The sequence below is a fragment of the Vibrio sp. LQ2 genome (assembly GCF_023920125.1).
GTDB classification, from domain to species: domain Bacteria; phylum Pseudomonadota; class Gammaproteobacteria; order Enterobacterales; family Vibrionaceae; genus Vibrio; species Vibrio fluvialis.
Window position 1 is genome coordinate 3,719,186 of record NZ_CP085308.1, and the last position, 22,866, is coordinate 3,742,051.

22 protein-coding genes and 1 other RNA gene are annotated in these 22,866 nt (G+C 48.9%); 12 read left to right on the forward strand and 11 right to left on the reverse strand.

Annotated elements, in window-relative coordinates:
- Window positions 1–7 precede the first annotated feature (7 nt).
- The gene (locus tag LGV68_RS17290; RefSeq protein WP_024373477.1) at window positions 8–268 is read right to left on the reverse strand and encodes a succinate dehydrogenase assembly factor 2; all 261 of its coding nucleotides are present in this window, start codon (window positions 266–268) and stop codon (window positions 8–10) included.
- Between the two features lie 149 nt (window positions 269–417).
- On the opposite strand from LGV68_RS17290, the gene ygfZ reads away from it, so the two are divergent.
- From ygfZ to LGV68_RS17305, 3 genes are all read left to right on the forward strand, one after another.
- A complete protein-coding gene (ygfZ, locus tag LGV68_RS17295; protein ID WP_165881246.1) occupies window positions 418–1,389 on the forward strand; it encodes a tRNA-modifying protein YgfZ in 972 nt (323 codons plus the stop codon).
- Window positions 1,382–1,858: a YbaK/EbsC family protein gene (locus LGV68_RS17300; RefSeq protein WP_020332152.1), complete on the forward strand. Its 477-nt coding sequence runs from the start codon at window positions 1,382–1,384 to the stop codon at window positions 1,856–1,858. The genes ygfZ and LGV68_RS17300 overlap by 8 nt, the downstream gene beginning before the upstream one ends.
- A gap of 569 nt (window positions 1,859–2,427) precedes the next feature.
- On the forward strand, window positions 2,428–2,634 hold the full coding sequence (locus tag LGV68_RS17305) for a DUF1107 domain-containing protein (RefSeq protein ID WP_020332150.1): 207 nt from the start codon (window positions 2,428–2,430) through the stop codon (window positions 2,632–2,634).
- Window positions 2,635–2,701: 67 nt separating this feature from the next.
- Here the strand turns inward: LGV68_RS17305 and LGV68_RS17310 are convergent, their stop codons facing one another.
- The 3 genes from LGV68_RS17310 to LGV68_RS17320 are packed head-to-tail and all read right to left on the reverse strand — an operon-like array spanning window position 2,702 to window position 5,716.
- Window positions 2,702–3,931, reverse strand: a complete 1,230-nt coding sequence (locus LGV68_RS17310; RefSeq protein WP_024373480.1) for an FAD-dependent 2-octaprenylphenol hydroxylase — start codon at window positions 3,929–3,931, stop codon at window positions 2,702–2,704.
- Window positions 3,932–3,944: 13 nt separating this feature from the next.
- Window positions 3,945–5,129: a 2-octaprenyl-6-methoxyphenyl hydroxylase gene (gene ubiH / locus LGV68_RS17315; RefSeq protein WP_289781541.1), complete on the reverse strand. Its 1,185-nt coding sequence runs from the start codon at window positions 5,127–5,129 to the stop codon at window positions 3,945–3,947.
- Window positions 5,130–5,140: 11 nt separating this feature from the next.
- On the reverse strand, window positions 5,141–5,716 hold the full coding sequence (locus LGV68_RS17320) for a YecA family protein (protein WP_252535725.1): 576 nt from the start codon (window positions 5,714–5,716) through the stop codon (window positions 5,141–5,143).
- 242 nt (window positions 5,717–5,958) lie between these two features.
- Between LGV68_RS17320 and LGV68_RS17325 the strand changes: the two genes are divergently transcribed.
- The 5 genes from LGV68_RS17325 to serA all read left to right on the forward strand — a co-directional run bounded on the left by LGV68_RS17325 (window position 5,959) and on the right by serA (window position 9,320).
- Window positions 5,959–6,267, forward strand: coding sequence for a cell division protein ZapA (locus LGV68_RS17325; protein ID WP_024373483.1), 309 nt, complete (start codon window positions 5,959–5,961; stop codon window positions 6,265–6,267).
- 17 nt (window positions 6,268–6,284) lie between these two features.
- Window positions 6,285–6,468: non-coding RNA, 6S RNA (ssrS, locus tag LGV68_RS17330), on the forward strand.
- Between the two features lie 2 nt (window positions 6,469–6,470).
- Window positions 6,471–7,061, forward strand: coding sequence for a 5-formyltetrahydrofolate cyclo-ligase (locus LGV68_RS17335; protein WP_055452835.1), 591 nt, complete (start codon window positions 6,471–6,473; stop codon window positions 7,059–7,061).
- Between the two features lie 119 nt (window positions 7,062–7,180).
- Window positions 7,181–7,837, forward strand: a complete 657-nt coding sequence (gene rpiA, locus LGV68_RS17340) for a ribose-5-phosphate isomerase RpiA (RefSeq protein WP_020332144.1) — start codon at window positions 7,181–7,183, stop codon at window positions 7,835–7,837.
- Window positions 7,838–8,090: 253 nt separating this feature from the next.
- A complete protein-coding gene (gene serA, locus LGV68_RS17345) occupies window positions 8,091–9,320 on the forward strand; it encodes a phosphoglycerate dehydrogenase (RefSeq protein ID WP_024373485.1) in 1,230 nt (409 codons plus the stop codon).
- An 82-nt stretch (window positions 9,321–9,402) separates the two neighbouring features.
- Here serA and ilvN read toward each other — a convergent pair whose 3' ends face one another.
- The 7 genes from ilvN to LGV68_RS17380 form a co-directional block, all read right to left on the reverse strand.
- Entirely contained in the window at window positions 9,403–9,897 is a 495-nt protein-coding gene (gene ilvN, locus LGV68_RS17350; protein WP_020332142.1) for an acetolactate synthase small subunit, read from the reverse strand.
- Window position 9,898: 1 nt separating this feature from the next.
- The gene (locus LGV68_RS17355) at window positions 9,899–11,620 is read right to left on the reverse strand and encodes an acetolactate synthase 3 large subunit (RefSeq protein WP_032081262.1); all 1,722 of its coding nucleotides are present in this window, start codon (window positions 11,618–11,620) and stop codon (window positions 9,899–9,901) included.
- A 427-nt stretch (window positions 11,621–12,047) separates the two neighbouring features.
- Complete coding sequence (locus LGV68_RS17360; RefSeq protein WP_252535727.1) at window positions 12,048–13,862, reverse strand: long-chain fatty acid--CoA ligase; 1,815 nt, start codon at window positions 13,860–13,862, stop codon at window positions 12,048–12,050.
- A gap of 176 nt (window positions 13,863–14,038) precedes the next feature.
- On the reverse strand, window positions 14,039–14,998 hold the full coding sequence (leuO, locus tag LGV68_RS17365; protein WP_020432370.1) for a transcriptional regulator LeuO: 960 nt from the start codon (window positions 14,996–14,998) through the stop codon (window positions 14,039–14,041).
- A gap of 362 nt (window positions 14,999–15,360) precedes the next feature.
- On the reverse strand, window positions 15,361–16,407 hold the full coding sequence (locus tag LGV68_RS17370; RefSeq protein WP_020432372.1) for an MJ1255/VC2487 family glycosyltransferase: 1,047 nt from the start codon (window positions 16,405–16,407) through the stop codon (window positions 15,361–15,363).
- A complete protein-coding gene (locus tag LGV68_RS17375) occupies window positions 16,404–16,937 on the reverse strand; it encodes a phosphatase PAP2 family protein (protein WP_024373489.1) in 534 nt (177 codons plus the stop codon). Before LGV68_RS17375 ends, LGV68_RS17370 begins: the two co-directional genes overlap by 4 nt.
- Before the next feature lie 107 nt (window positions 16,938–17,044).
- Window positions 17,045–17,677, reverse strand: coding sequence for a TetR/AcrR family transcriptional regulator (locus tag LGV68_RS17380; protein ID WP_143683482.1), 633 nt, complete (start codon window positions 17,675–17,677; stop codon window positions 17,045–17,047).
- 391 nt (window positions 17,678–18,068) lie between these two features.
- Here LGV68_RS17380 and leuA point away from each other — a divergent pair, with 391 nt between their 5' ends.
- From leuA to leuD, 4 genes are all read left to right on the forward strand, one after another.
- Window positions 18,069–19,619, forward strand: a complete 1,551-nt coding sequence (gene leuA, locus LGV68_RS17385; protein ID WP_020332134.1) for a 2-isopropylmalate synthase — start codon at window positions 18,069–18,071, stop codon at window positions 19,617–19,619.
- A gap of 61 nt (window positions 19,620–19,680) precedes the next feature.
- On the forward strand, window positions 19,681–20,772 hold the full coding sequence (gene leuB, locus LGV68_RS17390) for a 3-isopropylmalate dehydrogenase (RefSeq protein ID WP_252535728.1): 1,092 nt from the start codon (window positions 19,681–19,683) through the stop codon (window positions 20,770–20,772).
- 58 nt (window positions 20,773–20,830) lie between these two features.
- On the forward strand, window positions 20,831–22,237 hold the full coding sequence (leuC, locus tag LGV68_RS17395; RefSeq protein ID WP_020332132.1) for a 3-isopropylmalate dehydratase large subunit: 1,407 nt from the start codon (window positions 20,831–20,833) through the stop codon (window positions 22,235–22,237).
- 18 nt (window positions 22,238–22,255) lie between these two features.
- Window positions 22,256–22,858, forward strand: a complete 603-nt coding sequence (gene leuD / locus LGV68_RS17400) for a 3-isopropylmalate dehydratase small subunit (protein WP_020332131.1) — start codon at window positions 22,256–22,258, stop codon at window positions 22,856–22,858.
- Window positions 22,859–22,866 lie beyond the last annotated feature (8 nt).

Sequence of the window (22,866 nt, forward strand, 5' to 3'; positions counted from 1 at the left end):
GTGGAGCTTAACGCACTTTGCTGAGGTTATGAGCGACAATCTTGTCTACCATAGCGGCGTGACCAAGATTCTCTGAACGACCATGACCCATGACCCAAGTAAACAAATCCGGATCATCACACTCAAGCAAAGAAACAAAGTCTTGTTGTTCTGATTCAGTCAGCGTATCAAAACACTCTTCGAAAAATGGCATGATGACAACATCAAGCTCTAACATTCCACGACGACAGGCCCATTTAATACGCGCTTTTTCTTCCGCGGTGTACATCGGTTATCCTCACCTTATGATTATTTGCGGCCAAGTTTATCAAACACCGGGCTTGCTCAACTAGTAGCTCAGTCACAGTCCCTGTTCAAGCTGACAAAAAAGTTGATCCAGATTAACATAGTGGAAATTATTTCACTTAGGTGAAGGACATGGACTGGAAAAACACATTCTCTCCGCTCAGCGTCAACGCAAGCGATACTCTGCCTGAGCTGATGCTCACTTATCTTGATTCTTGGGGCGCAATCACTATGGTCGGCGCAGACAAGAAAAGCTATCTGCAAGGTCAGGTCACCTGTAACGTTGTGACTCTGGCTAGCGATCAATCCACATTCGGTGCCCACTGCGATGCCAAAGGCAAAGTATGGTCGGTATTTCGACTGTTTCATCATCACGATGGCTACGCTATGTTTCAGCCACAATCCGCGATTGAAGCAGAGCTGCGTGAACTGAAAAAGTACGCCATTTTCTCCAAAGTCGAGATCGCTGAAAGCCAGGATATCGCGCTCGGCGTGATGGGCGTGCAAGCACAGGCTTATATTGATCGTCTCAGCGACTCACAAGGCGACGTGCGCGCAATCCAAGGCGGAACAGCGGTTCGTATCAGCGACCTACGCTGGTTACTGTTCGTCACCCCAGAGACCGCAGAACAATTGGCGACCAGCACCGATGCCACTAAAGTCGACGCCACACTCTGGACACGCTTTGACATTGAAGAAGCAATTCCAGTGATCGAGCGCGCTGACCAAAACGAACACATTCCTCAAGCAGTCAACGTTCAGGCGGTCGGCGGCATCAGCTTTACCAAAGGCTGTTACACCGGTCAGGAAACCGTCGCGCGCGCAAAATACCGCGGCATTAATAAACGTGCGATGTACATCGTAGCGGGCGATGTCACTCAGCCACTGACCAACAGTGATGCACAGGAAATGGAACGTTCTGTCGGTGAAAACTGGCGCAGCGCAGGCCGCTTAATAGCGCACTACACCTTTGCCGATAACACCGCTATTGGTTTGATTGTGTTACCTAACAATCTGGAAGAAGGCACGGAACTGCGTCTGACGGCTCAACCGGGAACCCGTTGGACAATTCAGCCACTGCCGTATTCACTGGATGATGAATAACACCATCAGCACACCAATCACCCAATATCTGGATGCGCAGCAGGTACCCTATCGCCTGCTGCCGCACCTTACACCCGCGACCACGATCGAAGATGCTGCGCGCCAACGCGGCATTAAGCCCAACCAAATGGTCAAATGTATTTTATTGCGTGATATGGGGGATAATCTCGCTCTGGCTTGCGCCCCGGGCGATCGCAATGTGGATCCCAAAAAAGTGCGCGCCTTACTTAATTGGCGACGAATGACGTGCGTGGATCTCTCGCAAGTGGAAACGATCACGGGCTATGCGCTCGGCACCGTCACACCACTGTTACTCAAAACCCCCATGCCGATCATTTTTGATCACGCTATTTTGCAACAACCGCTGGTCACTATCAGCAGCGGTTCGACGTTGGCAGGTATCGCGCTCGACGTAAACGATCTCGTACAACTTTGTCAGCCTCAGTTTGCACACATTCAACGTGAATAAGTGATGCAAACCATGCAATCCATTACATGTGATCGTGATCAACTTCTAATTTAAGATTATTTTGTTATGAATTTTTATCCAATTTAAAAACATAAATAGTCACGCCATTTTTTTTAGTTTACTCTCTGTTTCGTTGGTTAAAGTTCACACAGAGGTACGACTCTGTTGATATCCTTCTCCAACAAAAAAGTGAATCCACTGATTGTTTCAGGACATCCACTTTTTGTGTAATGCATCTGTGACTATTTCGCCCGCATCTGATTGCGGGCTTTTTTTATGCAGAAATATGACATCTTTTTTACCCGTTTTTCTTAAAGCCAACTATTCTTAAAACTGTCATATTCCTCTGGCTTAATGAGCGCCGTCTTGGTTAGAGAGGAAGTTTCGTCAACCCTATCTATTTGAGGTAAAAGTCACACAATTGTGGATATTTATCCATGAATTTGCTTACAGCAGCACAAATATCTAAATTGGTCAGCTAATACTGCATGTATCCCTAGCTCAATCACACTATTTTCTCAGGGGTTTCCATATACTTTGCAGTGCGAAAACAAACAAAGGATCGAAGTATGAGACTGTTTAAGCGCTATACACCAGGTATGATTGCTAAACACGTAAGTCGTCTTTTTAAGGGAAGAATATATATCTACGGCGTAGGTAAATTTGAATTCGACAACGGCAAACTGATGTTGCCAGACCGCGCAGAACAGCGGCACTTCCAGACCGTCAAAGAAGTGAATCTGGAGATAAGAAGATTACGCTGTGCTTACGCGTAACGCTCTCGAAACGAATTAAAAAGGGTTGGCGATTGCCAACCCTTTTGCCATTTTGTCACACATCATGTTACGCGATATGAGAAGCACGATTTATTTTCGCCAGTTCAGGCAAGTTGCCTTTTAAGCCCAGCGCGTGTTTCATGATTTCATCTTTCGCCCCAGGCAGTTGCCCCGCCAAACGCATACCGATACCACGAATCAATTTCTTGGCTGGGTTGTTGCCAGCAAACAGATCTTTAAAGCCTTGCATTGCGGCAATCATTTTCGCCGCTTCCGCTTTACGCCAGCGCTCATATCCGCGCAGGTTACGTTTGCTGCCGATGTCCTGCCCCTGATGCCATAACGCCATCACTTCCTGCGCCAGACTCGCGGCGTCCAGCAGACCAAGGTTGACCCCCTGTCCAGCCAGTGGATGAATGGTATGCGCCGCATCACCAACGAGGGCGACGCGCTCGACGACAAAGTCTCGGGCGTAACGCATTTTGAGCGGAAACGCATGGCGTTCACCAACGACTTCACACACACCCAGTTTGACGTCAAATTCAGCCGTCAGGGCTTTATTGAACTCACTCGCATCCATAGCGACCAAGCGTTCAGCGCGGTTCGGATCTGTTGACCAGACAATGGAACTCATGTGCGAATTGCCCATAGGCAGAAATGCCAGCGGACCTTGCGGCGTAAAGATCTGACGCGCCACCGATCCATGCGGTTCAGTTGTTCGCACGTTTGCCACCACCGCGCTGTGACCATAATCCCAGTGCGTCAGCGGAATGTCTTGTTGTTTGCGTACCCAGGAATTCGCGCCATCTGCGCCCACAACCAGTTTCGCTGTCAGCGACTGACCGTTACTCAGTGTCAGCCACGCTTCGCTTTCACCAATCGCCAGGCTCTGACAACTTGCCGGCATGTACAAAGAGACGTTGGATTGCTGTTTAACCTGCTCCAGCAGCGCCAGTTGAATCACGCGATTTTCGACAATGTGCCCCAGATTAGGCTGAGTGAGACTATTTGCGCTGAATTCAATGCGGGCAAAACTGTCTTGTTCCCACACTTCCATCGCAGTGTAAGGTGCCGCTCGACGGGCCTTGATTCCCTGCCAGGCGTTCAGGTTCTGCAAAATAATTTCACTGGAACGGCTAAGCGCCGAAACACGCACATCTGGCAGCTCGCTCAACCCTTCTTGCGGCAATTTGCCTTCTATCACGGCAATTCGCAAATCGGTGTTTTTGAATGCAGCCGCTAAAGCCAGTCCGACCATTCCGCCGCCGACAATCGCAATATCCACGCTTTGCATCATAATTTTGTACCTTTTATCGATTTACCACACCCAGCGTGCGGCGCAGCAACGGAGTTTTCAGCACTGGCAGATTATCCATCGCAGCCAGGCCCAGATTTCGTCCGATTCTTAATGTCAGCCAGTCATTCGAGAACAAGTGCACTAGGGTTGAAGTGAGAGCAATGGTCGCCTCTCGATCGGCTTCTCGACGCTTTCTGAAACGGTTCAGCTGCGCGTAGCCGCCAATTTCATCTCCATGGGTCAGTTCTTCTGCCAACGTCGCGACATCGCGAATACCAAGGTTGAATCCCTGACCGGCGATAGGATGCAGGGTTTGCGCGGCATTACCGACAATCGCAAAGCGGTGAGAAACATTCTGCTCGCGATAACGCAGCAGCAACGGATACGCGCTGCGCTCACCCGCTTTCGTCAAACGACCTAAACGCCAGCCAAATGCCTGCTGCAATTCAGCCAGAAATTCACTCTCACTGTATTGCATCACGTTTGCCGCCTCTTCGGGAGGCAAACACCACACCAGCGACAAACGGTTGTCGCTCATCGGCAGCAGCGCCACCGGCCCCGTCGACGTAAAACGTTCAAAGGCGCGGCCCTTGTGTGGTTGACTGGCAACAACATTGGCAATGATGGCCACTTGCTCGAAATCGTGTTCTTTAAGCTCTAAACCGATCTGCTGACAACAGGTAGACACCGCGCCATCAGCCGCCACCAACAATTTACCATTGAGGTGTTCACCGTTACTCAGTGTCACTGTGACCGATGCATCACTGCGTTCTACCGTCGATACACTGGCCGGACAAAATTGATGAATCGCAGCGCACTGCGCCATTTTTTCCGCGTAAATACGGCCGACATCAGCCAGTTCAACGACGTAACCCAGCGCATCAACGCCAGCAGATTCGCGAGTAATATCCGTCATCCCCGCATGAAAGCGGTCAGATACATGAATGTGAGTGATCGGTGTAGCCACGGGTTGAATCGCAGGCCACAGTTTCAGTTGTTGCAGAACCCCAACCGTGCCATATGAGAGAGCAATCGAGCGGGCATCAAATCCCGGGTGGGCGTGGTGATTCGTCTGATACGCTTCGATCACCGCGATGTTCAGACCTCCCTGACTGAGGGAGTCCAACGCCAGTGCCAAAGTGGCACCAGCCATCGCGCCACCAGCAATAATCACATCAAAAGACTTTGCCTCGCTCACTGCCGCCTCACTTAATGAATGGTTGGTTCAGAAACTTGTTGTGGTTTGACGCCGAATTCTGCGTGTAGCGTCAGAACGCAGGCCTTCACGTGCTCGATGACTTGCTCCAGTAACTGAGCCTGCTCTTCAAAATCATCTTCTTCATCGATACCCAGCTTGGCGATCTCTTCCAGATCTTCCAGCGCTTCTTTCGCGACGTCTGACGCACTCTGTAATTTCGCGCCGACCAACCCCAGGCCGGAAATGAAATGATTAACCCATTCCGCCACGCTATCAGCAAATTGGAACAGTGCTTCTTCACCTTCTGTGACTGGCAACATCAGAGTCAATTCTAAATCGGTACTGGTCAGTTCTGCGTTAGTCGCTTTGAGCGTCTGCTCAGCCAGTGCCAGCACCTGCATCGGCCAGCCCATACCATCATTGGTGTAATCAAAAATCAGCGGCTGCCAACTTTTATCGCTCAAACTCAACCCGCCAGCCAGCATACCGGTGAGCAAACCGTGCAACTCTGCCGGCGTGACACCCAGTGATGCCGATTGCAGTTCGGAGGCTAAGTTTGCATAATTTGGAAAAGTGTTGTCGCTCATAATGGGCTCGTCATTAAAAAAATATGTCCAATCGTACCACTTCAACGATCCGGCGAAAACGCTCGCGTCGCCAATTGTGACCAGCTTTTATGCAAATTGCCCAAGAACTGTGTTTTTGCCCAACCAAATCTAGCTTCCGTGTGTGAAAAGCTTGAATCTTAGGAACGCTTTACCTATAGTTTGACCCTCGATGGTCACGTAAGCGATATCATCTTTAGTTACGCCAATAGAGTTCATTTATCATGAGTAATCAAGCGGTTGACGTTGAAATTTTAGGCAAAGTAACACGGGTCAATTGTCCGCCAGGGCAAGAAGAACCATTGTTGCGTGCCGCACAGGACCTCGACCGACGATTGAAAGAAATGGCTGATCGTACTAAGGTATCGAATGAGGTAAAGTTACTGACAATCGCCGCACTGAACATCTGTTATGAGCTGCAAACCAAGCAGCAAGAAAAAGATGGCCAGCAGTCGGAAATGAGCGAGCGAATGGAAAAGCTCACGGCTTCGCTTGAAGAAGCACTCAGTAAAGTCAAGCCAGGAGAGCTGTAGCCTTTACCATCCAAAGATTTTCCCTGGAGTGTTCGTCAGCGGATTTATGTCCCTGAGCCGATAAGCAACACGTAAGGGTTAGTACTTGGTAGCTATTGAGCATGCTCGGCTTGTACCGAGAAGCCTACGGTTATCATTGCTGATCCGCCTTGAACCAGCTGGTTCAAGGGCTACAATCCTCAACGGCACTCTGGGGTCCCTCTATGCAATACTCTCGTCATGAGCTGCGTAAGCTCGTTCGCCAACAACGCAATCAGCTGTCCAGCGACATTCAATATCAAGCGAGCCAGGATTTGATCCGCCGTTTTGCCGCTCTGCCTGAAATGCAAACCTGTCATCATATTGCTCTTTACCTGTCGACCGACGGCGAGCTCGACACTCAACCGCTGATCGAATGGTTATGGTCGCAAGGCAAAGCCGTCTACCTGCCCGTATTACATCCCTTTTCTGCGGGTCACCTGCTATTTCTTCACTATCAAAGCTCCACGCCGATGACGTATAACAAATTCGGTATTCTGGAGCCCAAACTCGACCAAACACTGGTGAAACCGGTTAAAGAGCTCGATCTTATCTGCACACCTTTAGTTGCATTCGACTCTCACGGCCATCGCCTTGGCATGGGTGGCGGCTATTACGATCGTACGTTGGCGCATTGGTTTAAAACCGGGGAAGGTGCCCAGCCTATGGGACTGGCACATGATTGTCAGCATGTTGAACAGCTGCCTACCGAAGCCTGGGATATACCGCTACCGAAGATCATCACCCCCAGCCAAATTTGGCAGTGGAAAGCGTGATCTCTACATAATTAAGTGAGGTGATTATGCCGCTATCAGAGTACATCTCCCGTTGGTTTGAGGGTATAATCGCGCCGCGCAAACGCGTTCCCCCACAGAATCGAAATCAGGAGATAGGCATGACTCAAGATGAAATGAAAAAAGCCGCCGGTTGGGCTGCACTGAAATATGTAGAGAAAGGCAGCATTGTCGGTGTTGGCACCGGTTCAACGGTGAATCACTTCATCGACGCTCTGGGTTCGATCAAAGATGACATCAAAGGGGCTGTATCAAGCTCGATTGCTTCAACGGAAAAACTGAAAGGTTTAGGTATTGAAGTGTTCGACTGCAACGACGTCGCTGGTCTGGATGTGTATGTGGATGGCGCAGACGAAATTAACGCACACCGTGAAATGATCAAAGGTGGTGGCGCGGCGCTGACCCGCGAAAAAATCGTGGCAGCGATTGCGGACAAATTCATTTGTATCGTCGATGGCACCAAAGCGGTTGACGTATTGGGCGCTTTCCCACTGCCAGTGGAAGTGATTCCGATGGCGCGTTCTTATGTCGCGCGCGAACTGGTCAAACTGGGCGGCGATCCGGTTTACCGTGAAGGCGTAGTCACAGACAACGGCAACATCATCCTGGATGTGCACAACATGCGCATTACAGATGCAAAAGATCTGGAAAGCAAAATCAACGCGATTGCAGGCGTGGTAACAAACGGTCTGTTCGCCCACCGTGGTGCTGACGTTGTTATCACCGGCACCCCTGAAGGGGCGAAAATCGAAGAATAAGATTGGAAAAAGCGTCTTTTTTCCGTCATTAGATTACAAACGGCACTCAGGGTGCCGTTTTTTGTTTCTTTTCTCTAAGAAAATTATGCCTTATTCCGTAATTTTCTTACCCAAAACAAAAAAAGTTTGTTAATTTATTGCGTAGAAGATACACAATGCAAACGTTTGCTTTCTTATAAAAGGCTCAGTTATTGCACGTTTCGCTTTATGTTCGCTTCATTAGCCCACCTTCCCATATTTAAGGACGAGAATAATGGCCAAAGTTTCACTGGAAAAAGACAAAATTAAAATCCTACTCCTTGAAGGACTTCATCCATCTTCAGTAGAAGTTCTGCAAGCTGCCGGCTATAGCAACATTGAATACCACAAGGGCTCCCTGGAAGAATCAGAACTGATCGAAGCCATTAAAGATGTTCACTTCATTGGTATCCGCTCGCGCACTAATCTGACCGAAAACGTCATCAACGCTGCAGATAAACTGGTTGCGATCGGCTGTTTCTGTATCGGTACGAACCAAGTTAACCTGAGCGCCGCAGCTAAACGTGGTATTCCGGTGTTTAACGCACCGTTCTCAAACACTCGCAGCGTAGCCGAGCTGGTTCTGGGCGAAATCCTACTTCTGCTGCGCGGCATTCCGGAGAAAAATGCTCTGGCTCACCGCGGTATCTGGAAAAAGAGTGCCGACAACTCTTACGAAGCACGTGGAAAACGCCTGGGCATCATCGGTTACGGTCACATTGGTACTCAGTTGGGTATCATTGCTGAAAACCTGGGTATGCACGTTTACTACTACGACATTGAAAACAAACTGTCGCTGGGCAACGCTACTCAAGTTCACACCATGAGCGAACTGCTGAATAAGTGTGACGTGATTTCTCTACACGTGCCTGAAACTCCAGAAACTAAAAACATGATGGGCAAAGAAGAATTTGCACGCATGAAGCCAGGCTCAATCTTCATCAACGCAGCGCGCGGTACCGTGGTCGATATCCCAGCGCTTTGCGATGCAATGGAATCGGGTCATCTGTCCGGTGCAGCCATCGACGTATTCCCGACTGAGCCAGCGTCAAACAAAGAAGCGTTTGAATCACCACTGATGAAGTTCGACAACGTGATTCTGACTCCGCACGTGGGCGGCTCAACGCAGGAAGCGCAAGAGAACATTGGTATTGAAGTCGCAGGCAAACTGGCGAAATACTCAGACAACGGTTCAACGCTGTCGAGCGTCAACTTCCCGGAAGTTTCTCTGCCAGAACACCGCAACACTTCTCGTCTGTTGCATATTCACGAGAACCGTCCAGGCATTCTGACCCAAATCAACACCATCTTTGCTCAAGACGGTATCAACATTGCGGCTCAGTACCTGCAAACGTCTGCCGATATTGGCTACGTGGTTGTGGATGTTGAAGCGGAACGTTCAGAAGAAGCATTGGCGAAACTGAAAGAGATCGACGGCACGATTCGAGCGCGTATTCTGCACTAACGCAGCAAAACGGAGTCTCGGCTCCGTTTGATTGAGAAATAAAAAACCAGCCAAGTGGCTGGTTTTTTTCATTGAATACTGATTAACCACGTAGCGCGCGCTCTCCACGCGCAATCCCAACAACACCACTGCGGGCCACTTCAATCACTTCGGTGACTTCAGCAATCGCATCAATAAAGGCATCGAGTTTTTCACTGGCACCGGCAAGCTGCACGGTGTATTGCGAGGCTGTCACATCCACAATCTGACCACGGAAAATATCAGCGGTACGTTTTACTTCAGCACGAGCAAAACCGCTGGCTTTGACTTTCACCAACATCAGTTCACGCTCAATGTGCTCAAACTCAGACACTTCCTGAACTTTCAGGACGTCAATCAGCTTATGCAGCTGCTTCTGAATTTGCTCCAGCTGCATTTCATCCGAGGTGGTTGTGATGTTCAGGCGTGATAACGTCTCATCATCAGTTGGCGATACGTTCAGACTCTCGATGTTGTAACCACGCTGCGAGAACAAACCGACAACACGAGACAGAGCACCCGGCTGGTTTTCTAGTAATAGCGAAATAATGTGTCTCATCTTAAGTTCTCTCCGTTTTGCTCAACCACATTTTGTCCATACCCTCGCCTTTTATCTGCATTGGGTAGACGTGCTCCGTTTCATCAACGTTAATATCCACAAACACCAGTCGATCTTTCATCTCCAGCGCTTTCTTCAAGCCAGATTCCAATTCATCCGGTGTTGAAATTCGAATACCCACGTGACCGTAAGCTTCTGCGATAGCTGCAAAATCCGGCACAGAACTCATGTACGAGTTAGAGTGACGGCCCTGATAAATAATATCCTGCCACTGTTTCACCATCCCCAGGAAACGGTTGTTCAGGTTGATGATTTTGACTGGAATATCGTACTGCAGTGCGGTCGACAGCTCCTGAATGTTCATCTGGATACTGCCATCCCCTGTTACCACCACTACTTCTTCATCCGGCATCGCAAACTTCACGCCCATACCAGCTGGCAGGCCAAAGCCCATCGTGCCAAGGCCACCCGAGTTGATCCAGCGACGCGGCTTGTTAAATGGGTAGTACAGCGCGGCAAACATTTGGTGCTGGCCCACATCTGACGCCACATACGCATCACCATTGGTGAGCTTATGTAAGGTTTCAATAACTTGCTGCGGTTTAATACGCTCAGCAGAGGTTTCGTAAGCCAGGCACTGACGCTCGCGCCAGCTCTGAATCTCACTCCACCAGCTGTCCATCGCCTGCTCGTCATTACTGCCTTCCTGTTCGGCCAGCAGCTTGAGCATGGTTTCCAGCACCTGATCTGCCGAACCTACGATCGGCAGATCAACTTTGACGTTTTTCGAAATCGAAGACGGATCGATATCGATGTGCATCACTTTTGCGTTCGGACAGTATTTTTCGAGGTTGTTGGTGGTACGGTCGTCAAAACGGACGCCCACACCAAAAATCAGATCAGAGTTATGCATCGCCATGTTGGCTTCATACATCCCATGCATACCCAACATACCGAGGAAGTTTTTATGCGTACCAGGAAACGCGCCCAATCCCATCAGAGTGCTGACGACTGGCAAGTTTAACGATTCTGCCAACTTGAACACTTGTTGGTGCGCTTCAGAGATGATTGCCCCACCACCGATGTACAGCACTGGCTTCTTCGCTTCCAGCAACGCTTTCAGTGCTTTTTTGATCTGTCCTTTATGACCCGATGTGGTCGGGTTGTAAGAACGCATCTTAATCGATTCAGGGTATTGGTACGGCAGTTTGATCTGCGGGTTCATCACGTCCTTAGGAAGATCGATCACCACCGGCCCGGGACGGCCAGTCGAGGCGATATAAAAGGCTTTTTTGATCGTTTCAGGAATATCTTCCGCTTTTTTCACCAAAAAGCTGTGTTTTACGATCGGACGCGATACGCCGACAATGTCACATTCCTGGAATGCATCGTTACCAATCAGATTGGTCGCAACGTTACCAGAGATAACGATCATCGGAATGGAATCCATATAAGCAGTGGCAATACCAGTAACGGTATTGGTCGCTCCCGGGCCTGAACAGACTAACACCACACCCGGCTTACCAGTTGCACGTGCGTAGCCATCGGCCATATGAGTTGCGGCTTGTTCATGACGAACGAGAACGTGTTTGATTTTGTCGGTTTTTTCGTGGAGGGCGTCGTAGATATCAAGAACGGAACCGCCAGGGTATCCAAAAATTTGTTCTACGCCTTCTTCGATCAGAGACTGAACCACCATCTCTGCGCCGGATAACATTGCCATATTTTCTCCTTACCAGTGCCAATCACAAGGTCAGTAAAAGGATCTGGTTATACATAGTTAGGGCTTATTCGTAGCCTAATTCGAAAACTCTCCGCTTTCGGCTATGTCCCGTACTTGTCATAACAAGCACTAAGGTAACGCAACAACTGTAACGCTTTCTTTTCATCAGGTCTAACGGTGAAAATGGCGCATTTTTAACAAGATATGGCAAAAAAACGGATATTAAGTATTCAATTCCAAATCTGACGCGAGATTCAGACCAGAGAGCAATTAAGTGGATTAAAAAAAGTGGAATATTTTGTTGGAGCCAAATAAAAACCACAGAAAATAGGTAAGAGCGATGGATTTTCTCACTGCGTAAAAATAAACATCCCCGCAAGGAAAACCTGACGGGGATGTAAAGGCTCAGTATAAAGCGGAAACAAAGCTAAGAACGTTTGTCTTTTGGCTTATCTTGGTACATTTCTTCGATTTCATCCTGATAACGGTCATTAATGACTTTTCTACGCAGTTTTTGCGTTGGTGTCAGTTCACCGTCATCCATCGAAAAGGCTTTTGGCAGCAACTTGAAGCGTTTAACTTGCTCAAACTTAGCTAAGCCATGTTGTAACTCGTTCACCCGCTTTTCAAACATCTCGATGATCTGGCTGTGTTTGATCAGCTCCAGACGATCATGATATTTGATGTTCAGCTCTTTGGCGTACTCTTCCAAAGTATCAAAACATGGCACGATCAACGCGGACACAAACTTGCGCGTGTCAGCAATGACAGCAATCTGCTCGATGAAATGATCCTTACCAATCGCGCCTTCGATCACTTGCGGTGCAATGTATTTACCACCTGACGTTTTCATCAGCTCTTTGATACGGTCAGTAATAAACAGATTACCCTGCTCGTCAATATGTCCGGCGTCGCCCGTTTTCAGGAAGCCATGGTCATCAAATGACAGTGCCGTTTCTTCCGGCATCTTGTAGTAGCCACGCATCACCATCGGACCACGAACCAAAATTTCATTGTTCTCACCAATTTTCACCTGAGCACCCGGCATAGCCATGCCGATTGAGTCCGGGTCAAAACATTGGTCGTCCCAGCAGGAGACAGTCGCGGTGGTTTCGGTCATACCGTAGCCCAGCTTGACGTTAATACCGATGGCGTGGAAAAAGCGGCCAATGGTTTCGTCCAGCTTCGCACCGCCACAAGGCATAAAGTTAATGCGTCCACCTAATAACGCGCGCAGTTTACTCAGCACCAGTTTGTCTGCCAACTGATGGCTCTTTTTCAGTAGCCAGGATGGCGTGCGTTTTTCCTGATGACACAACGCCATCTTCGCGCCCATGTTGACCGACCAGGTGAACATGACTTTACGATGCAGCGGCGCGCGGGCGACTTTTTCATGAATCGCCGAGAAGATTTTTTCATAGAATCGCGGAACTGCACACATCACCGTCGGACGAACCTGACTCAGCGCATCACGCACCTGCCCTACGTCCTGCAAATAGCAGTTGGTTGCACCTTTATACAGCACGTAGCAGGTCCAAGCGCGCTCAAACACATGTGACAGCGGCAGGAAACACAGCGACACGTCATCACGGCTCAGGTTCAGGCGCTGATCATGTCCTTCAAGCTGCGCGCCGACATTGCGGTAATCGAGCATCACGCCTTTAGGTTTACCTGTAGTCCCCGAGGTATAAATCAGTGTAAACAGATCATCATCGCTGGCCTGATCCAGACGTTCATCAAGCAACCCGCGCGATGTACTCTCGCCCAAAGCAACAAACGCTTTCCAGCTCATGGCAAATTCAAAGTCGCCAAGCTCAATCGCATCACTCATCGCCACGATCAGCTGGAGTTGACCACATTGTTCAAACATGGCGACGGCAGCATCAAACTGCGGCTGTTCACCAACAAACAACACTTTGACATCCGCATCCTGCAGAATGTAAGCAGCCTGTTCGGCAGTATTGGTCGGGTAAATCGGCACGGTTACCGCCCGGATCTGCAACGCTGCAAAATCGGCGATCGTCCATTGAGGCATATTGTTGGAAAAAATCCCGATCTTGTCCTGAACATCCATTCCGAATGTCAGTAACGCCATCGACATTGCATCCATCTCATCGCCAAACTGAGTCCAGCTGATGCCCTGCCATTCGTTGTCCATTTTATGTTTCAACGCGATACGACTACCGCCAGAAGCAACCTGCTCCCGAATGCGTTTTACGATATGAAAATCTAAATTGGCCATCTTATTTACCTATAGCTTACACCTGTAAGCTCTTTTGAGCGCACAAGTGTACATTCAGCCTTAAAAAAGGCAACTGACGGATGTCAAAGTTATCAACTAAACCTTGGCTTACAGCCAATAAAAAAGCCTTAGATCAGGGCTTCCTAACCTAAGGCTAAATAAAGAGGCGTTTGGCGTTATTTCAACGCAACCACTTCTCCGCAAATCATCATCAATTGATCTCGTAACCAAATGTGTCCTTTGTCTTTTTCGCTTGATTCGTGCCAACTCAGATAACCACTGATGCTGCCATTATCAAACGGGAATTCCAGAACTTGGAGCTGATCTTTATTGGCGGCATTTTCTACCATCCAACGCGGCGCAATCGTCACCAGTTCAGACTGACCGACCACGTAGAGTACGTTGCTCAGGCTGGTGCCTTCATAGCTTGGCTGGCAATCCAAATCACGATACGCCTGTTCAGAGAAGCTGCGTTGACCATGAATTTTTGACAGTTTAGCGTGTTGCTCGTTGGCCAGCGCTTCACGAGTGACTGCACCCTGCATGCGAGGGTGAGATTTTGCAGCCACTACCACCAGCTCATCCTGGAAGATTTCAGTGCTGGAAAAACCCTGCTCGTCAAAGCGAGCATAATCAATCACAAAGTCAATTTCCTGGTAGCGCATGCGCTCAGCCAGTTTGCGATCAAATTCCGCATCCAGATGGAGCTGCACACTTGGCGCCTGCTCATAGATGCTGGACATGATTTTAGGTGCAAAACGGATATCACATGGGCTGCAAATTGCCAGTTTAAACAAGCGGGTCGATGTCTCCGGAGAGAACACGGAACTTGGCAGTTCATTACGGATCAGTTGCAGTGCCTGACGAATCGGACCGAAAAGCTGACGAGCTCGTTGGGTTGGCTGAATACCACGTCCCTGGCGCATAAAGAGTTCATCATTGAACATCACTTTCAGACGAGCAACCGCGTTACTGACTGCAGGTTGTGACATTCCGAGATTGTGCGCGGCACGAGTAATATTCTGCTCTTGCATTACGGCATCGAAAACCGTCAACAGGTTGAGGTCCACACCACGTAGAGTGCTTTCCATTCGATAGCTCGCAATCGCGCTCATCGGATCTTTTTTGTCTAACATTAGGCACGCCTCTTATTGTTATTCTGATCTATGTCGCTGGATGATCAGTGACACAATGAATTTGGGTTGGCGAATAGATAACCGCTATTTGTAGTATTTATTCCCCAGATGTTTCCGGGCTGGCCGTTACTATCAACCATTCATTTATCGAATAGCAATAAGATTGATAAAATCTCAGTTTATTTTACCCAATTAGAAAAAAAGCCAATATTTTTCAAAATATTAGCTTTTTATAAAAAAACATAAAAATCGATATCAATGGCTTTTTTATAAAACATTGACGAGATTAATGATTGAACTTATGCGCAACAACTAATATTCACGCTCGCTATAAGTTAGCATTTTTGCAATCTACAGCGTCATTAATTAATGGAAACGTAACTCGGGAAGTCGACTTGCTGCCACAGTGAATGACAAAGTTCAGAATGATCATGCCAGCGTCCCTGCAATACCCAGTCGGCGATCGCATTGGCGACATTCGGATAGACCACGCGTTCAGCCTGCTTTTCATCCAACCACTTACTCACCGCAGAAGCGTCAAGAAAATCCATCACCGAAGCGAGCCCCAAAATATCTAAGGTCGCGACATTACTTTGTTGTTCAAACTGGCCATTCAGCGGTTTCAGTAGCAGCTTTTTGCCCAGCGACAGCGCCTCAGAAGGCAATTCGAATCCGCCATTGGCAATCACACCAGCACAATGCTGCAGATGCTGGTGAAATTTGCTGTGGCATAGTGGACGTAATTCAACATTCTCAATCACCTCTTCTTCCATCACATTCGGGTGATAGAAAACAAAATGTTGATTCACAAAACGAAACAGTAACTCACACACATGGTCAATCTGCTCAAACGGCAAATAGACCAGAATGTAATCCTGACTGATGGTGGAAAGCCCGGCCGTATGCACAATCGGTGGCAGGATTGGCTGGTCAAAGTGATACCAATGCAACCCCAGATGATAATCGGCAGGCGCAAAGCGTTGCATGATAAGCTTGTCCAGCCAATTCGCTCCTTTGAGCGGTACCGGATAGCGGAATGCGTTCTGGTGACTGATGCCAATACAAGGAATGCCCTGACGCTTGGCAGCCCAGGCTGAGACGGGTTCAAAGTCGTTAATAATCAAATCGTAAGCAGACAAATCAAGCTGCTTAATTTCTCGCATTAACTGCATCGGGCTGTTGTTAAAAGCCGTTTTGACGTAATTAACTTGCCCCTGATGAGTCGAGAACGTCAATCCGCGGCGAGTTTGGTAACGGCCAAAACATTCCATCGAAAAATACTTGTTCTGCTCACGACCTGAAAAAAGAAAATCAACGTTTGCATCGCGCTGTGAAAATGCTTCACACATCGCGCGCGCGCGCGTGATGTGGCCATTACCTGTACCTTGTACGCCATACAATATTTTCAAGCCATATACTCCAGCAGTGTTAATGAGAGCGTGGCACATCCCGTTCCCAACATGGCACCAATAATCACATCAGTAAGAAAATGAACCCCAAGCAGAATACGCGCACTGCCAATTAACACCGCCCACATCAGTGCAAGTCCGTAAATTTCCGGGTAAAACTGTCCGATGAGTGTTGCCATTACAAAAGCCGCAGCGGTGTGCCCTGAAGGTAAACTGTAGCGATCAGACGGCGTAATAAAAGCCGTCAGCAGTGGTGAGAGCTCTTGTGGGCGGCGGCGCTGAAAACTGTTTTTCAGCCCCCAATAGATTGGCAGTTCGATCGCAAAGGCGAGCAAGCCAGCCAACAGAAAATACTCGCCGTGTTGACCATCCAGCCACCATGCCAGAGCGCCAAACAAAGCATAAAGATGACCATCGCCGGTGTGCGAGACCGCTTTGCTTACGCGGGCAATAGGTTGATTGAATTTGTGCTGTAAGCAGAAAATTGAAAAGGCTAAGTCCAGCTTAGCGATAGGCTCGATGGCACGCATAAGCACCTCCTCTCCCTGTTGAGTCTCCTATCTAGGCACAAGATAAGAGGAGGAGATGACAAATCCGTGATGCTTTGTTTGTAAATGGATGACAATCAATGCGGATGCTAATCCACGATTAGAAAGCCCTGCTCCATTAATCGAATGTTGTGTTCAATCAAACGATCCAGAAACTCCTCATTGAGTTCAATACCATGCACGGCCAGCAAAGCCCGCGGGGCGATAAACGGAAACACCATCAAGCTGATATAAGAGACCCTGCAAAGCTGAGGATCTACATCGGGACGAACCACGCCACGCTGAATCAATTTCTGGAACATCATATCCTGAACAGGTTTAGTCACATCCAGAATCACTTTTTCGATCAACTGTCGCTGCAGTTCCGATGGCGGCATCTGCATCACCTGCATGATCAAGCGCGGGAAATGTGGCACCTTAATCATCTCGCGATAGTAGGTCCGCATCACTTCAGTCAAGTTCTTGTGATTGCTGTCTGCCAGTAGATGATCGATCTGCTCTTTCATAGGAGCCAGCGTTTCACGCAACATGGTTTCAAACAATCCTCCTTTGCTACCAAAGTAGTAGCGAATCATGCCAATATCGACTTGCGCTTTTTGGGCAATCAACCGGGTCGACACTTTGTCGTAATCCATCACGGTGAACAGCTCTTTGGCGTGCCGCAACAGCAATTCACGCACATCCGTGGGTTGTTGAGGACGCCCCGCTTTCCTTGTACTCATTTTTGATTCCGCCTATTCATCAATCGATGAATTATAGAAGTATCTTTTGTGACTGAATAGCATCAGGATAAAAATCCGCCGACTTAGCAGAAAATGCTAATTTTCAGAGCCTTGAAACCAAAAGCTCTTGAGCATGAATAAAAAATCAACTTTAGGGTTGACGTCACTCAGCGAGTGCGGTACTAATTTGTTAACTTAAATTGTGGATTGTTACTAATGACAACTCGTTTTTCTCTACTCCTGAGCCTGCTCCTTATCGTGAACCAATCGCGCGGGTAGGCTGTGGAAGAAAGACACCACAACAGAAACACAAAAACCCGCACATGATGCGGGTTTTTTTATAACTAAATCCAGGAAGTAAACGATTAACTCTCGGAATGAGGAAGCAAACATGAACGATCAGGTCATTATATTCGACACCACCTTACGCGATGGTGAACAAGCATTATCAGCCAGCTTAACCGTTAAGGAGAAGCTGCAAATTGCTTTCGCACTCGAGCGTCTGGGTGTCGACGTGATCGAGGCAGGCTTCCCTGTATCATCACCTGGCGATTTCGAATCCGTACAAACCATCGCCAAACATATTAAGAACAGCCGCATCTGTGCACTTTCGCGAGCCGTAGCGAAAGACATTGACGCCGCTGCTGAAGCGTTAAAAGTCGCTGAAGCCTTCCGTATTCACACCTTCCTTGCTACTTCCACCATTCACGTTCAAGACAAATTACGCCGCACTTACGACGATGTGGTCGAGATGGCCGTCAAAGCTGTGAAACATGCACGTCAGTACACTGACGATGTGGAATTCTCCTGTGAAGATGCGGGCCGTACTCCCATCGACAACCTATGTCGTATGGTTGAAGCTGCCATTAATGCGGGTGCCAGCACCATCAACATTCCAGATACCGTGGGTTACACCCTGCCAAGCGAATTTGGTGGCATCATTGAGCAACTGTTCAATCGCGTACCTAACATCGATAAAGCCGTGATTTCCGTACACTGCCACGATGACTTAGGCTTGTCCGTTGCCAACTCCATCGCCGCCGTGCAAGCCGGGGCCCGTCAGATTGAAGGTACCATTAACGGTATTGGTGAGCGTGCGGGTAACTGTGCGCTGGAAGAAATCGCGATGATCATCAAAACGCGTCAGGATTTACTCGGCGTGACCACCAACTTCAAACACGATGAAATCAGCCGCACCAGCAAACTGGTTAGCCAATTGTGCAATATGCCGATTCAAAGCAACAAAGCTATCGTCGGTGCCAACGCCTTCAGCCACTCTTCAGGCATCCACCAGGACGGCATGCTGAAGAACAAAAACACCTACGAAATCATGACTCCAGAGTCCATTGGCCTGAAAAACCAAGCGTTGAACCTAACCAGTCGCAGCGGCCGCGCAGCGGTGAAGAGCCACATGGAATCCATGGGTTACAACGAAAACGAATATAACCTGGACGCCCTGTACGAAGACTTCTTGAAACTAGCCGACCGTAAAGGCCAGGTGTTTGACTACGATTTGGAAGCGTTGATGCACTTCTCCAATCTGCGTGAAGAAGATGATTTCTATAAATTGAACTACTTGAGCGTGCAATCTGGTAGTGTAATGGCGACCACCTCAATTAAGCTGCAATGTGGCGATGATGAGAAGTGTGAAGCGGCCGTCGGTAATGGCCCGGTCGATGCTCTATATCAGTGTATTTACCGCATCACTGGTTACGATATCGTACTGGATAAATTCGACCTGACTGCGAAAGGGGAAGGCGAAGATGGATTGGGCCAGGCTGACATTATTGCTAACTACAAAGGCCGTAAATATCACGGTACCGGTGTATCTACCGATATCGTTGAAGCCTCTGGTCAGGCGCTGCTGCATGTCATCAACAGCATTCATCGCGCAGACCAAATCGCCGAAATCAAACAGAAAAAGAAAGTAGCGTCGGTGTAATGCCGCCGTTATCACAAACACAACTTTGAACGAATAACGATTAAATAAGTAAAGGATTCGCATGACAGACAAAACTTACAAGATTGCCGTACTTCCGGGTGATGGCATCGGCCCAGAAGTAATGCAGCAGGCACACAAAGTGCTGGACGCTATCGAACAGAAATTTCAGTTAGCTTTCGTGCGTGAAGAACATGATGTCGGCGGTATCGCGATTGACAATCACGGTTGCCCACTCCCAGAAAGCACGCTGCAAGCTTGTGAAGATTCTGACGCGGTTCTGTTCGGTTCAGTTGGCGGTCCGAAATGGGAACATCTGCCACCCAATGATCAGCCTGAGCGTGGTGCACTGTTGCCTCTGCGTAAGCATTTCCAACTGTTCTGCAACTTGCGCCCGGCGCAAATCCACAAAGGCTTGGAAGCATTTTCACCATTGCGTGCTGACATCTCTGACCGCGGCTTTGACATTGTTGTGGTTCGCGAGTTAACCGGTGGCATCTACTTCGGCCAACCAAAAGGTCGTGAAGGCGAAGGCGCCAATGAGAAAGCGTTCGACACCGAGGTGTACCACCGCTTTGAGATTGAGCGTATTGCCAAGATTGCGTTTGAATCTGCACGTCTGCGTCGTAAAAAAGTTTGCTCTATCGATAAAGCCAACGTGCTGCAAAGCTCTATTCTGTGGCGTGAAGTGGTCAGCGAGATTGCCAAAGATTACTCGGATGTCGAGCTATCACACATGTACATCGACAACGCGACCATGCAGCTGATTAAAGATCCTGCGCAGTTTGATGTGATGCTGTGCTCCAACATCTTTGGTGACATTATTTCTGATGAATGCGCCATGATCACAGGCTCGATGGGCATGCTGCCTTCGGCAAGTATGAACGAAAGCAAATTCGGCCTGTATGAACCAGCAGGCGGCAGCGCACCGGATATCGCGGGTAAGAACATCGCTAACCCGGTTGCGCAGATCCTGTCAGCCGCGCTGATGCTACGTTACAGTCTGGGTGAAGAAGAAGCGGCTCAAGCGATTGAAACCGCAGTAGGCAAAGCGTTGTCAGCCGGTCAGCTAACGGCGGACCTGGCGGGCAACAAGCCAGCACTGTCGACCAGTGAAATGGGCGATATCATCGCCGCCTACATTCAGAACGCATAATTCGCAGAGCCGGCGACGCTCCGGCTCCATTTAGCTCTTTGAGCTCAAGGAAGAAGCAATGTCACAAGCAAAAACCTTATACGAAAAAATCTATGATGCGCACGTTGTCGTTGCGGCGCAGGGCGAGAACCCAATTTTGTACATCGATCGTCACTTAGTGCACGAAGTGACTTCTCCGCAAGCATTTGATGGCCTGCGTGAAAAAGGGCGTCAAGTGCGTCAGGTCGGTAAAACATTCGCCACCATGGACCATAACGTGTCAACCACCACCAAAGACATCAATGCCTCTGGTGAAATGGCTCGCATCCAGATGGAAACGCTGTCGAAAAACTGTGAAGAGTTCGGTGTAACTCTGTATGACATCAACCACAAATATCAGGGCATCGTCCATGTCATGGGACCAGAGTTAGGCATTACTCTGCCAGCAATGACCATCGTATGTGGTGACTCACACACCGCGACACACGGCGCGTTTGGCTCATTGGCGTTTGGTATCGGTACATCAGAAGTAGAACACGTACTGGCGACACAAACATTGAAGCAAGCCCGCGCCAAAACCATGAAAATCGACGTTCAGGGTAAAGTGGCACCGGGCATTACCGCGAAAGACATCGTGCTTGCGATCATTGGCAAGACCACTGCAGCAGGCGGTACAGGTTACGTCGTTGAATTCTGCGGCGAAGCGATTCGCGACCTGTCCATGGAAGGCCGCATGACCGTGTGTAACATGGCGATCGAACTCGGCGCCAAAGCGGGCTTAATTGCGCCGGATGACACCACCTTCAACTACATCAAAGGTCGCAAGTTCGCGCCGACTGGCGCAGATTGGGATGCGGCAGTGGAATACTGGCAAACCTTTAAGACTGATGAAGATGCACAGTTTGATGCTGTGGTAACACTCAATGCTGCCGACATCAAACCGCAAATCACTTGGGGCACGAACCCAGGTCAGGTTATCGCGGTCGATCAACCGATTCCATCTCCAGCCTCATTCAGTGATCCGGTTGAGCGCGCTTCGGCTGAAAAAGCGCTGGCCTACATGGGCTTAGAGGCGGGTAAAATGCTGGCTGACTACAAGGTAGACAAGGTGTTTGTCGGTTCTTGTACCAACTCGCGCATTGAAGACATGCGTGCCGCAGCTGCCGTAGCGAAAGGCAAGAAAGTGGCAGGTCACGTTCAGGCTCTGATCGTCCCAGGTTCAGAGCAAGTTAAAGCTCAGGCGGAAGCTGAAGGCCTGGATAAGATCTTTATCGAAGCAGGTTTTGAATGGCGTCTGCCGGGTTGTTCGATGTGTCTGGCGATGAACAATGACCGCTTAGGTCCAGGAGAACGCTGCGCATCAACGTCAAACCGTAACTTCGAAGGTCGTCAGGGTCGCGATGGTCGTACTCACCTCGTCAGCCCGGCGATGGCCGCGGCCGCCGCAATTGCAGGCCACTTCGTCGATATTCGTGAAATTAACTAAGGACAGAGGAAATATTCAATGGCAGGTTTTCAACAACATACAGGCTTAGTGGTTCCTCTGGATGCGGCAAACGTCGATACGGATGCTATCATTCCAAAGCAATTTCTGCAGAAAGTAAACCGTATCGGTTTTGGTAAGCACCTATTCCACGACTGGCGCTTCCTTGATGATGCGGGTCAACAGCCAAATCCGGATTTCGTGATGAATAAACCGCGTTATCAAGGGGCTAGCATTCTGCTGGCGCGTGAAAACTTCGGTTGTGGTTCGTCGCGTGAACATGCTCCTTGGGCGCTGGCTGATTACGGCATTCGTGTCATGATCGCGCCAAGCTTTGCGGACATCTTCTATGGTAACTCCATTAACAACCAAATGGTGCCTGTTCGTCTGACCGAACAAGAGGTAGATGAACTGTTTACTTATGTTGAGGCCAACGAAGGTGCAGAAATTACTGTCGACTTAGAGTCAATGACAGTATCCGCAAATGGAAAAAGTTATTCATTTGAGATTGACGAGTTTCGTCGTCACTGCTTACTGAATGGCTTGGACAACATCGGTCTAACTCTGCAACATGAGAGCAAAATTGCCGAATATGAAGCGAAAATCCCAAGCTTTCTGAAATAACCATACGG